The organism is Eubacterium sp. An11 (assembly GCF_002161065.1).
Taxonomy (GTDB): Bacteria; Bacillota; Clostridia; order Lachnospirales; family Lachnospiraceae; genus Anaerobutyricum; species Anaerobutyricum faecale.
Genome location: NZ_NFLV01000010.1, coordinates 69,080 through 81,222, shown reverse-complemented (window position 1 = coordinate 81,222; position 12,143 = coordinate 69,080). Strand labels below are relative to the sequence as shown.

Below are 12,143 nucleotides of genomic sequence, written 5' to 3'. Positions count from 1 at the left end.
TTACTCCACTCGCAAAGTTCTGTAAATGTATTCTTTATATTTATCTGGATAAAGCTTGCTGCAGATATATACATTTGGCTCTTTGCCGGAGAAGTAATTGACATCCACTAAGACGGAACCATAGCTTGGACCATCAGAAACATCGACTTCACAGTAATATTTTTCACATTTTTCAATACATTCCGGGTAAAGTGCCGCTGCCATAGCCGATGGATCTGCCATATCAAGATAGGCATCTCCAAAACGTTCCTTATTCATTTCCATCAAATCTTTATTACAATCAATAGCAAACTTTCCAAGAGCGCTTCCACTTCTGATTTTATCAATTTCCTGTGGATTTAACATGCTTTCGCCCAAACAGGCATCCCAACCTACATAGATAATTGTATCTAATCCGGATTCTGTGACAATTTTGGCTGCTTCTGCATCCTGCCAGATGTTAAATTCCGCCACCGGTGTAACATTTCCGGCACCCAAGCCGGCCGTTCCCATAATAACTATGCGGCCTGCTTTCTTCATAGCTTCATAATCCAGTCGAATAGCCATCGCAATGTTCGTCAGCGGTCCCAAAGCGATAATATCAATTTCTCCTTTTTCGCTGTTTCGTAAACATTCCAGCATTTTTAAGACACCATTTCCTTCCTGGGCTTTCAAACGTTTCGGCACCAGTCCAATGTCACCCATTCCGTCATTTCCATGGGTTTCATGGGCATAAATGAGCTCTTTTAAAAGCATTTTATCAAGCCCTTTATATACAGGCGGTTCATAAGTATCTGCATATTCAATGGTAGTCAATGTATTGATCGTAGCCTGATCAACATGTACATTTCCTGACACGGTAGAAATCATCACAATTTCATAAGCGGGATCATTTAAAGCCATGGCAATGGCCATTGCATCATCCGAACCACAGTCAGTATCAATAATAATTTTTTTCTTCTGTTCCATAATGATAATCTCCTTTTTTCCTTTTATATTCATTCAAATTTCTGTTTCAGAGGTTGCAAGTTTTACAACAGCTGCCGAAAGTATACATACTGCCAGCATAATCAATGCAAAAATGTAAGAAAAATCAATTCCCAGGCTGGCAATAACAACCCCTGTGATCACTGGTGTGAAAAAATCTGCAAAACCACTTGCTGTCGCCACTAAAGAACTTGCAACACTGATTCGTTTGTATCCGATTCGTGTAGCAATGGACACAATCACACTGAACAGTACCCCCAGAAACAGTCCTGCAATAAAAAGTCCAATAAAGTAAACTGGTGTTTTATTGATTGACATCGCTCCAAGAATAGCAATAAAAGCAACCGTACAATTCATTAACAGAACAGTCTGACTCTTTATGTATTTTAATACAATGACGAATACTGCTCCGCCAATTACACAACCTATGTTATATAACGTGAACATAAAGGCCGCAGATGCTTCAGAAACTCCTCTACTGATTGCAAAACTGGAGGTATATAAACCAATAGCACTGGACACTGCACTAAATGCAGCGACTACTAGAAAAATTCCTACATAGACGACATATGGTTTCTTTGTATACAAAGGTTGAATATGTTCTTCTGTCTCTTCTGCAATTTCTTCTGTCTCTTTTGCAAAGAATGTCAACACAAAAATTACAATGGCAACTGCAGCTAATACAAAATAGGAATAGTAAAACGGCAGTTTTCCGGAAAGCATTACCCCGATCAAGAACGGCGTAACAGAAGTTCCAATACCGAAGAGGGTTTGGCCGCCACTGAGTGCACTGGAATAGTTTTTCTTAAATACCATACTCAGTAAAACCGGTGTCACAGCATCCTGTGTTCCCATACCAATGCCTCCCAATACGGCAAACAACATTCCTGCATAATAATTTACAATAAGTGGAATTCCTAATAAATATGCACCAGTTAATGCGGCACCGATTGCCAGAACCTTCAATGGCCCGATTTTTTCAACCATACGCCCGGTTATATAGACGGTTAACACACGTCCCAAAGCATAGGCAGAACCCAATAAGGCCACTTTGTCCAACCCGATTCCATACATATCTACTAACTGAGGAAGGCTGCTGCCAACGACGACACAGGAAGCACCCGTCAGAAAATACATGGCAAATGCCAGAAAGCCCAATAATTTGTTTCTATTTTTCATAGTTTTGTTTACCTCTCTTCCTTTATGATTAGTTATCATATCCGGATATATTTTGTGTGTTTTACACAAAACTTTTTTCTAACTTGATATTAATTTACCATAGTTGTATAATGCAGAAAATGACAGGTGTCATTTTTTCTGCAATTTTACTAGTAGAAAGGAAAACACTTATATGCAAACAAATCTTGAACATGCATTGAAAATTATCTTAGAGAAAACATACGATAAAAAAAACCCTTCCCTTTCCCTCATGGAAATCGTTCCTATGAAGGATCTTTTGGTTTTTGAAAAAAACGATACTATTTTGAATCAAAAAGATCCTTTGGATTACTTTTATTTTTTATTAAGCGGACGCGTTTCCGTTTGGAATGAAATTTCGTGGAACAGCAATAATATTATTGAATATCTGGAACCACTGGAGGTTTTAGGCTTAATTGAATATTTGAATCATACGAACTACTACACTGCCTATATATTAGCGGAAAGCAAATGTACAATATTTAGAATTAAAACAGAACAATTTATTCAGATTTTACAGAACAATAATACCTTATGCTTCCAGATGCTTTTTGTTCTGGGTAAAATCTCGGCGTTGAATATGGAGAGTGCTGAAAAGCATTATCTTTTCACCCCCAGAGACATTTTGGGACACTATTTGTTTTTACAGGCATGCCATCAACGTCCCTATACTTGCAGACTGACAAGAACTGCACTGGCTGAGAAATTGCATATCAACTTAAGAACCTTATACCGCCATATCTATGCATTGGAAAGGGAAAATTTTCTCCAATTACGAAAAGGAAAAATTGTCATCGAAGAAGAGCAATACCAACGGCTTGCTGAAAAATATAAAGATATTATTTTGTAGCATATGACATAATAATATACGGTAAAAAACTAACAGCGAAATGCATCCTATGGCATTTCGCTGTATACGTTCCTAATTATTGTTTGATAGCATGATTGTCTGCGCCAAAAATGTAACGTCCCCATTTTTTCATAAAAAACCGCGGTAATCATACCATATTTGTGCGCGTCGTGCTTTCTGCATGATCCTCTTTTTTATCTTTCTCCAGTTTATCGGTCCATTTCTTTCTCTCCACATAACGGCCCAGGACGAAGGCAACGATTCCCACTCCGATACCGGTCTGCACACAGAAAATCAGACTTTCCACTTCTCCCGGCAGCTCTCCGCCCAGGGCGCTTTCCAGCACCGGCGTAAACCACGGTTCATATTCTTTTCCCTGAATCTCAGAAATCATCTGACTTCCCGCGTCATCAGAACCCCCGAATTCCGCATTCTTCAATGCAAACAAAGGAACGATGGCAATCAAAACGGCAATGACCAATAAGATAATAACTGTTTTTGTATTTTTACTCATGTTTACTCTCCTTCCTCCGAAACAATGTCTTTCCGGCTTCCGCCATTTAAAAACTCAGACTTTTCAGCTCATTTCTGGCATAAGTTTCCAGGGCAATGACAATAACCACTGTCAGGATACCCTCGATGACCGCCAGCGGAACCTGCGTTGTGGCGAAGATTCCCAGGAATTTTACAACAGAAGCGCCGAATCCTCCCACTTCAGACGGATAGGCTGCCGCCAGCTCCACGCTGGTTACACAGTAGGTAAACAGATCTCCCAGGAAGGCTGCCAGAAAGACAGTCACTTTTCTGTTGACGTTCATTTTTGTCAGGAGTTTATAAACTGCATAAGCGAGAATCGGTCCCGCGATAGCCATGGAAAAACAATTGGCTCCCAGGGTGGTGATACCGCCGTGGGCCAGCAGAACTGCCTGGAACAGCAGTACAATGATACCCAGAATACTTGTAACACACGGTCCGAATAAAATCGCGCCAAGTCCCGTTCCGGTCATGTGGGAACAGCTTCCGGTCACTGACGGAATCTTCAGGGAAGAAAGTACAAACACAAAGGCACCGGTCAGCGCGAGAATCATCAATGTTCTCCTGTCTTCCTTTAAAACCTTTTTAATATTCCAGATTCCGACAGCAAGAAACGGAATACACACAATCATCCAGAAAATACAGTGGGCCAGCGGAAGATAGCCTTCCATGATATGCATGGCATTGGAAACCGGAGCCACCGCAAACAGTACCAACAGGGCAAATGCCAGAATACTTAATTTCTCTTTTTTCTTTAATAACATCGAATTTTCCTCCTTTTTCTTTGCACAGGCATGTTCCTACAGACGGCTTACCATCTGATCAAACTCCTGTATATTTTTAGGATAAAGTTCTCCATCAGGAACCATACCCTTTCGTTTTAAAATATCATAAATGTCAAAAAGCACCGGATGCTTCAGATTTGCTCTTTTCAGAATCTCTTCCTGTTGAAAGACTCTGAGAGGGGTATCATCCGCAATGACCTTTCCCTGACAGAATACAATCACTCTCTCCGCCCAGCGGTAAGCAAAATCCACATCATGGGTGGACAGCAGGATGGTTCTTCCTTCCTGTCCCATTTTCTGGAGCACCTCCTCCAGCATCTGTGCGTTCAGCGGGTCCAGCGCCGCCGTCGGCTCATCAAAAATAATGATCTCCGGCTCCATGGCGATGATATCTGCAATGCTGACTCGTTTTTTCTCTCCTCCGCTTAAATAGTGGGGAGGCCGTTCCCGGAACTCGGAAATGTTCATATAATCAAGGGCTTTATCTACCCGGCGCTGCACTTCCTCCCTGGGCAGTTTCAGGTTCATGGGACCAAAAGACACTTCCGCCATGACTGTGGAGGCGATAATCTGATTATCAGCATCCTGAAATACGATCCCCACATTTTTCCGTAAATGATTCAACCTTTTTTTCGTAATCTTTTCTCCGCGATAAATGATCTCCCCTTTATGAGGTTTTAACACGCCGTTGATATTCAGAAAAAATGTCGACTTTCCCGCTCCGTTTGAACCCAGAACCGCGATTTTTTCTCCCTCATAAATTTTCAGATCCACCCCGTTTAACGCGTGTTTTTCGTCATTATAAGTAAAATGTAAATCCTTCACTTCCAAAATCGGGCTATCCATTTTCTGCTTCCTTTCTTCCATCGTTCTGTCCATACATGCCCATCTCTTTATCCATTTTTTTCATCCGTTAATTTTCATAAAATCGTTCTGCTGGTCAGTGCCCATAAAGCAAATAAAAGAATCACGAACACCGCTGCCAGTATGATCTGCCTGCCTCTGGCCGGTTTTTCTTCTTCCAGAAACCGAAGCTCCCCGTCGTAACACCGGGACTCCAGTGCATTATAGTAATCATTTCCCCGTTTCAGAGAAACGATCAGAAGATTACTTGCCACCTGCCCGAAAGAATAACAGGAGGTCTTAAAATCCACATAGCCCAGTCTTGACTCCGCCGAGTTTTTCATACGGCTGTGGGTATCCATCATGATGAAGATATACCGGTAAATCATATTCATAAGCTCAACCAGAACCTTGGGAATATGAGCCTTCCTGAGAACCGAAATCAATTCTCCCAGAGGCGTTGTCAGAGTCATCATATAAAGGGCGCTCACCGCTCCCAACGCTTTCAAGATCAGCCCCGCAGCCCGCAGCAGGCTGGCATTGGAACAGTAAATATAAAACAAATGGAAGATTCCCACATGATACTGTCCCGCAGGTTCCAGGGAAAAACCTATGGCAATGGCAGCGCTTCCGAACAGCAGAAACAATATCGGTATCAGCATCATAGAAATATAATGGTGAAAAGGAAGACCTCCCACAACCACTGTCAGATATCCCATCATCAGAATCACCATGACAGAGACATATATATTATCAAGAATGATGCACAACAACAGACACAGGACCGCAAAAATCACTTTGAAAGACGCATTCCATTGTCTCAGACCGGAAGCATAGGCAAAATAATCCACTGACAGGATAGAGCCGCCGTGCTTGTGCCCGATTCCTCCGTGTCTGTGCCCGCTGTTTTTCACTCTACCTTTCCAGAATCCGTGGATAAACATTCCGACAGCAAGACAGACCAATGCTATTTGCACAAATGTATTCACTGCATACCTCCACGCATATCAACAAGAGAACATTAAATAAAATTCTTCTCTGTAAATATCGTTTTTATATTTATTTTTTGCTTAAATTATGGATATAATAGAAAATAGAAGTTAAATAGACCCTGCTATATACAAAACTGGAGATAACAGGCTGTAAATAAAATGATTTTCTAAAATAATTATTCGCACCGAACTGTCGGTATTGATATATTCTATCAATTTCTGTTAAAATTATAGCACAGACATATCCATTGTAAAGAGAAATTTATTATCATTTTTAAACAAAACAGACAATTTAGTATAGTGTAGGTATGAAAAAATTTTAACTCTTGACATTTCTTAATATAAATATTTTAATAAAACAAATGATTAATAATAATTTAATGTTTATTTCATTGAAAATTTGTTCATAGTATTATATTATAAAAACACGAAGTAAAGTTTTCCATACTACTTTACATTTTAGAAGGGACTGATTATTACATGAGACAAAAAACTAAAAAACTAACAGATAGCGAAAAACAGGTTCTTGATCTCCTCTGGGACAGTGAAGAACCATTAACATCCACCGAGATTGTGAAATTATGTGCCGGACGCACATGGAAACCAAGTTACATCCACATCATGATCAACTCTTTATTAAAGAAAGAAATGATCAAAGTGGCAGGATTCAAAAAGACGACCAAGAATTATGCACGTACCTTTGAACCAACCATGACGAGAGACCAGTGGAGCCTCTTCCAGGTAAAACAGGACCAGAAGTCCGCCTCATCAGCTCTGTCTCACCTTTTTACCGCCCTGGTAGAAGAAGAAACTGACGCCGATCTCCTGGACGAGCTGTCCGTAATCCTTGATAACAGGAGACGGGAACTGAGAATGCAAAAAGAATCCGAATCTGATTCTTCTCTGTAGTCTCTCCCATCATACGATCACTGAATACTCCTATATTGATCTGTCTTAATTGCATGACAGAAGATAACCCGTGAAATATTCTAAGAAGATTCCCCTGTTTTTTTATTGTAAATGACAGGGAGGGTTATTTTGATGTCGATACAATTATATATAACATTAAATAATAGTTAAAATTATTTATATATAAGAATATCAACAAATAATGAAAGCCGCTGCAGGCGTATGCCCTCCATAAAATACAGCTGATATGATCGTTTATCTTCCATCCGGAACTGCAGCCATCAAAGCTGCCATCAGCTATATTTCACATGGACACTCCGTTCGCAGCGGCTCCCTTTTTCTTTTCAGAATATTTTTGCCGTATTCCTTTACGGTATTTCTTTTTTTACTTCTCTACTTCTTTCCTTTTAATCCTGAGAGCACAGACCGGAGAGGATTCCTTCCGCCGGATGGTTTGGCGTCAAGCTTTTTTTTACACTCTGCCAGCTCCTTTTTCATATCCTGGATCTGCGTCTGCAGTTCACGGTTCTCCTGACGAAGCTGAACGGTCACGCGCCCGATCAGACTGATGATATCCTGCTCCATCTCTGTGTTGTCGAGAACCCATTTCTTATTCTTAGAAAAGTCCATATCGAATAAGTCTTCATCTTTGCCGAAGTATTCCTGCATGAGCTTCCGGTTGCCCTCCCGGTACTTCTCCATGAACTGCCGCGTCTCTTCGGCGGAGAACATAGTTTCTCCTTTAAGATTCGTATGATTATCAGAGATTTCCCGGACAATTCTCTTAAAGAACAGACGGTCATGCTTGTTCATATTGAGCATATTCAGAATACGCTTGATCTCATGGGAATTGCCAAACAGGCTGTTATTCCGTTTTCCCTCAGAAATCACAAAACGGCTGTCATATCTGACTCCAAGAGCTTCCATGAAATCTTCATAGATGGAACCGTTTTTAGTCAACTACTAGACCTACACTTGAATATACCCTTTTATGCAGGCTCCTTTATTGGTAACTCAAAATAATAACCCATCCCATAGGCAGTATGAATATAATTGGAAGCATCTTTAAGCTTTAGCCTGAGCTTTTTTACAAGCGAATCTACAACTCTATCACTTCCCTCATAATTAATGCCCCATACAGCAGTTATGATCTGATCTCTGCTCTGAATGGCATGCTTATTGCGCATGAAGAAAGATAGAAGCTCAAACTCTTTGATGGTGATATCAATATATTCATTGTCCACCTTGAGCGTCCTCTTATCAAGATCAAGCTCCAGAATTCCTTCCTGAATGGAATTATCCGTTCCATACACACGCTTTAAGATGGCTTCAATCTTCATTTTGAGCAGAGGAAAAGAGACATAGCTGGAAACGCACTCGTCCGCGCCCATACGATACGCCACGATCTGCGGTTCCGGTTCTTCATTTTCCATGAGCATAATGACCGGTACGTCGCAAAAAGAGCGAAGTTCCTCCAGAATATCGCACCGTTTCTTTTCGCAAAGATTACTGTCCAGTATGATAAGATGAATGTCCGTATTATTTTCCGCGTAAATTTCCATTGCTTTTTCTCCGTCTGAAGAATACAAAATATCATAGTCATTTTCAAAAAATCTGCAAAACTCTTTAATGTACTCCACGTTTTTTTCCATTAAAAAGATTGTATTACGTCTCATAATTACTTCTCCTTTCATGGACTTTCAATGTATACCCAGGTTTTCATGTTTTTTTTAACTATTCATATTTTTCTCTCTTAAAAAGCATTCTTATAACGCATATTTTATTTTTTCTTTCTCACGAAAGAAAATACAGTTTTCAACGGATTATCTAACTGTACCTGAATATTTTTTAAAATCTCTTTCTGTTCTGACAACTCTCTCTCTGTTTCTTTTACTCTCTTTTTTAAATCTTTATTTTCTTTTCTAAGCTCGATAATGGCACGTCCCATAAATTGAATGATATCTTTCTCCATCTCTTTATAATCCAAAACCCATTTCTGATTTTTGGAAAAATCCATATCAAACAAGTCTTCGTCCTTACCAAAATATTCTTTCATAATCTTTCGATTGCCTTCCCGATACTGCTCCATGAACTTTAGAGCCTCTTCTGGCGAAAACATAGTCTCCTTCTTTAAATCTGGACGTTGTTCAGACATATCAATAACAATACTTCTGAAAAATTTATTGTCTTGATCTCTCAAATCAGGAATAGTATTCAAAATTCTCTTAATCTCATGAGTATTTCCCACAAGGCTAACATTTCTCTGCCCTTCTGAAATCACAAAATGGCTACTGTATCTCATACCAACAGCATCAATGAAATCTTCAAAAATAGAACCATTTTTAAAATACTGTCTACCAAATCTTCTAACAATAATATTTTCTTTTTCTACAAACTTCTCAATAAACTTGAGTGAATCATAATATTCTAGTTCAAACTTAGTAGGATCCTTGACAAAATTCTCCCAAGAATCTTTAGAATATACTCTTTTACCAATTTTTATTTTTTGATTCCACCAGGAAGTGGCAAGGCTATCCTGCCTTCTAAGATAGACTACAACCTTTATCACATAATCATGCTCATCCGCCTCTTTTTTAAGCCGTTCCCAGAGATCTGTTTTACCTCTCTTAAAAACTACATTCCAAATTGCCTCATCTGAAAGAATGATATTATCAAATTTTTGAAAATTATCCAAAATAAAATCCATACCCTGACGGAAAAATTTTGCTTCTTCCATCTGATTTCTATTTTTGTTCTCATCATAACCCTTATAAGAAAGAAAAAAACCATTTCTCATAATATTGATATATTTAAATTTATGCGGAAAAATTGGATAGCAATAACCCTGTTCCTCAAATAACTTTGCATTTTCTGTGCAAAAATGCTGTAAAGAAGTTGTTCCTGTTTTCGGTGTTCCTATATGAATATACAATGTTTTCATTTATCTAAACCCCTTTCGTCTTTAGCCTATAGTGTTTCATTCTAATTCTTAAAGATTAAAATAAAATTAAATTTTTTCTGGGAAAATCAGATAAAAGGTACTGCCTTTCTTCTCCTCACTTTCCACTGTAATCTTCCCGGAATGGATCTCAACGATCCTCGCCGCTATGGACAGGCCCAGTCCGAACCCTTCCGAATTTCTTGCCTTATCGGCCCTGTAAAATCTGTCAAAAATATGTTTTCTCACATTTTCGCTCATGCCGCAGCCATAATCCCGGACCATGAGCCTCACAAAACCATTCTCTTTTTTTAAAATGACATCCACATCGGAATGATCATAACTGTACTTCATGGCATTATTGATAATATTGCGGATGGCGGCCATGATCAGCCCCACATCCACTCTCGCCTCGGCGCTCTCCAGGGAAAGCCTGAGGTTAATATCCTTCTCATCATGCATCTTCTCGCTCTCACAGACTTCTTCCACAATATCCCGAAGATCCACATATTCGAAATCAATACGGATTCTGTCCTGGTCCAGCCGGGACAGCTGCAGAATCTGAGAGATAATGTCATTGGTCTTTTTCACCTGACGCTCAATGAGAGAGATCGCCTCGTCAAATTCTTCTTTGTCACTGATGTGCTTCTTTGCATACTGGCACTGCGCCAGAATCACCGATACCGGCGTTCTCAGCTCATGGGTCACATCCGAAGAAAACTGTTTTTGTTTATCAAAAGCCTCCTCCAGTCTGTCCAGCATCCTGTTATTGGCCTGGGCCAGAATTTCTATCTCCTTAAACATGCCATCATATTCGATTCTCGTGGACAGATCTTTCTCCACTCCGATTTTCTCAGACGTCGCACATATCTGCCTGATCGGACCCACGATACGTCTGGAAAATACAGACGCCAGAATGGTGGCAATCAGCACGATCACCGCGGCACAGATATAAGATGCGTACTTTAACGTCCTGTATCCGCTGGAAAGATCCTGTATGTTTACTATACTCCGCACATAGGCGATAATCCTTGTCTTTCCTGCATCGTCCCGCTTGATGATTGAACGGTCATAAGTAAAATATTCTTCCCTTCCACAGGTGATCTCCCGAACCTCCTTGGTCACGGGCTTCAGTTTCTCCATATTTCTATCCGGATACGCTCCCCTCACCAGGTGTCCGGCGGAATCCAGCACTACCTTTATGATGCCGTCATCATCATACACAAAATTATCGGAAACCCAGACTTTTCCATTTCTCATTTCAATATTAAGGTAATCGTATCTGGATTCTTTGCGAATCTGGCTCTTTAAGTCATAATCAATGGCCGCATCGGAAAAGTAAGTGATAAACAACGCCATCAACACCGCCGTGATAAAAGTGATCCCTATAAAACGCATAGAGATATACTTCTCAATGGACGTTTTTTTCTTTTTTATTCGTTGCATTTCAGCATATACCCTACCCCTCTTACTGTCTGGATCAGCTTCTCGTCAAAATCATCATCAATCTTCTTCCTGAGATAACGGATATAAACATCGATAACATTAGATTCACCACTATAATCCATATCCCATATATTCGATTCGATCTGCGCCCTCGTGAGCACAATATTTTTGTTGCGAATCAGACATTCCAAGATCGCATATTCCTTCGGTGACAGAGAAATCTCCCTGCCCTGTCTCGTCACCTGTCTCGTATTGACGTTGAGAATCAGGTCTCCACATGTATATATATTCTCACGGACTTCCGGTTTTCTTCTCACGATCACCCGGAGTCTCGCCATCAATTCGTCAAAAGAAAAAGGCTTGACCATATAGTCATCTGCCCCGATGTTAAGTCCGAATACGATATCATCCACGTGGTCGCGGGCTGTCAGAAACAGCACGGGAGTCTCAATCTTCATCTCCCGTACCTTTTTCAATACCTCAAAACCACTCATCTTCGGAATCATCACATCCAGGATCACAGCGTCATAATCTATGGTTGTCATATATATCACGGCATCCTCGCCATCGTAGCAGGAATCGACAATATAGCCCTCTGCTTCCAGATTCTTCACAATAATACTGTTCAGATCTTTCTCATCTTCCACAACCAACAGCCGCATCTCATCCTCCATATCTGCATT

Annotated in this window: 13 protein-coding genes; 2 read left to right on the top strand and 11 right to left on the bottom strand. The window is 40.2% G+C overall.

Annotated elements, in window-relative coordinates; translation table 11 throughout:
- The gene (locus tag B5E53_RS09610) at positions 1-948 is read right to left on the bottom strand and encodes a nucleoside hydrolase (protein WP_087314525.1); all 948 of its coding nucleotides are present in this window, start codon (positions 946-948) and stop codon (positions 1-3) included.
- A 33-nt stretch (positions 949-981) separates the two neighbouring features.
- Positions 982-2,145 carry an MFS transporter gene (locus B5E53_RS09605; RefSeq protein ID WP_087314437.1) on the bottom strand — a complete coding sequence of 388 codons (1,164 nt, stop codon included), beginning with the start codon at positions 2,143-2,145 and terminating at the stop codon, positions 982-984.
- A gap of 172 nt (positions 2,146-2,317) precedes the next feature.
- On the opposite strand from B5E53_RS09605, the gene B5E53_RS09600 reads away from it, so the two are divergent.
- The gene (locus tag B5E53_RS09600; protein WP_087314434.1) at positions 2,318-3,013 is read left to right on the top strand and encodes a Crp/Fnr family transcriptional regulator; all 696 of its coding nucleotides are present in this window, start codon (positions 2,318-2,320) and stop codon (positions 3,011-3,013) included.
- 148 nt (positions 3,014-3,161) lie between these two features.
- Here B5E53_RS09600 and B5E53_RS09595 read toward each other — a convergent pair whose 3' ends face one another.
- The 4 genes from B5E53_RS09595 to cbiQ form a co-directional block, all read right to left on the bottom strand.
- Positions 3,162-3,527: a cobalt transport protein CbiN gene (locus B5E53_RS09595; RefSeq protein WP_087314432.1), complete on the bottom strand. Its 366-nt coding sequence runs from the start codon at positions 3,525-3,527 to the stop codon at positions 3,162-3,164.
- Between the two features lie 46 nt (positions 3,528-3,573).
- On the bottom strand, positions 3,574-4,311 hold the full coding sequence (locus tag B5E53_RS09590; protein WP_087314430.1) for an energy-coupling factor ABC transporter permease: 738 nt from the start codon (positions 4,309-4,311) through the stop codon (positions 3,574-3,576).
- Positions 4,312-4,347: 36 nt separating this feature from the next.
- The gene (locus B5E53_RS09585) at positions 4,348-5,178 is read right to left on the bottom strand and encodes an ATP-binding cassette domain-containing protein (RefSeq protein ID WP_087314523.1); all 831 of its coding nucleotides are present in this window, start codon (positions 5,176-5,178) and stop codon (positions 4,348-4,350) included.
- Positions 5,179-5,252: 74 nt separating this feature from the next.
- Complete coding sequence (gene cbiQ, locus B5E53_RS09580; protein WP_242963616.1) at positions 5,253-6,164, bottom strand: cobalt ECF transporter T component CbiQ; 912 nt, start codon at positions 6,162-6,164, stop codon at positions 5,253-5,255.
- Between the two features lie 483 nt (positions 6,165-6,647).
- Here cbiQ and B5E53_RS09575 point away from each other — a divergent pair, with 483 nt between their 5' ends.
- Positions 6,648-7,076, top strand: coding sequence for a BlaI/MecI/CopY family transcriptional regulator (locus tag B5E53_RS09575; protein WP_087314428.1), 429 nt, complete (start codon positions 6,648-6,650; stop codon positions 7,074-7,076).
- A 393-nt stretch (positions 7,077-7,469) separates the two neighbouring features.
- Here B5E53_RS09575 and B5E53_RS09570 read toward each other — a convergent pair whose 3' ends face one another.
- The 5 genes from B5E53_RS09570 to B5E53_RS09550 form a co-directional block, all read right to left on the bottom strand.
- Complete coding sequence (locus B5E53_RS09570; protein ID WP_087314426.1) at positions 7,470-8,036, bottom strand: hypothetical protein; 567 nt, start codon at positions 8,034-8,036, stop codon at positions 7,470-7,472.
- Between the two features lie 29 nt (positions 8,037-8,065).
- Positions 8,066-8,752 carry a response regulator transcription factor gene (locus B5E53_RS09565; RefSeq protein ID WP_162611882.1) on the bottom strand — a complete coding sequence of 229 codons (687 nt, stop codon included), beginning with the start codon at positions 8,750-8,752 and terminating at the stop codon, positions 8,066-8,068.
- 104 nt (positions 8,753-8,856) lie between these two features.
- Complete coding sequence (locus B5E53_RS09560; protein ID WP_087314422.1) at positions 8,857-10,017, bottom strand: hypothetical protein; 1,161 nt, start codon at positions 10,015-10,017, stop codon at positions 8,857-8,859.
- Between the two features lie 66 nt (positions 10,018-10,083).
- Complete coding sequence (locus B5E53_RS09555; protein WP_087314420.1) at positions 10,084-11,460, bottom strand: ATP-binding protein; 1,377 nt, start codon at positions 11,458-11,460, stop codon at positions 10,084-10,086.
- Positions 11,448-12,122, bottom strand: coding sequence for a response regulator transcription factor (locus tag B5E53_RS09550; protein WP_087314416.1), 675 nt, complete (start codon positions 12,120-12,122; stop codon positions 11,448-11,450). The genes B5E53_RS09555 and B5E53_RS09550 overlap by 13 nt, the downstream gene beginning before the upstream one ends.
- Between the last annotated feature and the right edge of the window lie 21 nt (positions 12,123-12,143).